The sequence below is a fragment of the uncultured Dokdonia sp. genome (genome assembly GCF_947492815.1).
Classification (GTDB): Bacteria; Bacteroidota; Bacteroidia; order Flavobacteriales; family Flavobacteriaceae; genus Dokdonia.
Genome location: NZ_CANLOB010000114.1, coordinates 1 through 370 on the forward strand (window position 1 = coordinate 1; position 370 = coordinate 370).

A 370-nucleotide genomic window follows, 5' to 3' on the forward strand; every position below is an offset into this window, starting at 1 on the left:
GGTGTTCAAGGTATTTATGTTCGTGTTGATGGAGATACAGCCAATGATTGTATTGGTTTAGGAATACACGTACAACTAACAACATTACCAAACCCTGTTTTAAATACAAATGTTCCAAATATAACTACTTGTAGTGATGACCCTACTACTGGCACATTTGATTTAACACAAAATGATGTAGAAATTACTGGGGGGAATCCTGATTACGTAGTAAGTTATTATGCCTCTTTAGCGAATTATACCTCAGTCCCACCTATAGCCATTCCCAATCCTACAGCATTTATTAGCACACCACCACAAACAATTTACTATAGTGCTGTAAATACAGTAACAGGTTGTGTCACTTTTGATGAGACTAATCTATTTTTTG

1 protein-coding gene is annotated in these 370 nt (G+C 35.7%); it reads left to right on the forward strand.

Annotated features, from left to right (window positions below):
• On the forward strand, window positions 1–370 hold a 370-nt coding region (locus Q1A01_RS23750), incomplete at both ends, for a hypothetical protein (RefSeq protein ID WP_299686083.1).